1 protein-coding gene is annotated in these 234 nt (G+C 73.5%); it reads right to left on the bottom strand.

The window, feature by feature from the left end; all coding sequences use genetic code 11:
• Positions 1-234, bottom strand: a 234-nt coding sequence (locus KVS67_RS13290; protein WP_217565574.1) for a BCCT family transporter, incomplete at both ends; no start/stop codon positions are given.

The raw sequence follows: 234 nt of genomic DNA, 5'->3' as shown, positions 1-234 counted from the left end.
AGTGCAGCGCGGCCGGGGCCAGCGCCCCCGTCACCGCCCCCCCGCCCCCCGCCTCGTACGCCCCCGGGCGCGGGGCCAGGTAGTAGGACAGCGGCTCGTACGGGCCGAAGAAGATGATGCCGATGCCGATGCCGGCCGCGAAGAGCATGGCCGACCAGCACGCCGTGGAGTACTCCGGCTTCTCCCCGTCCAGTCCCAGCGGGGTCTCGCCGTACCCGGAGAAAGCCAGGACGA

The sequence above is a fragment of the Micrococcus sp. GbtcB5 genome (assembly GCF_019091605.1).
GTDB lineage: Bacteria > Actinomycetota > Actinomycetes > Actinomycetales > Micrococcaceae > Micrococcus > Micrococcus luteus.
Note: the sequence above shows the minus strand (reverse complement) of the source record. Positions and strands in the feature narration are given on the sequence as shown.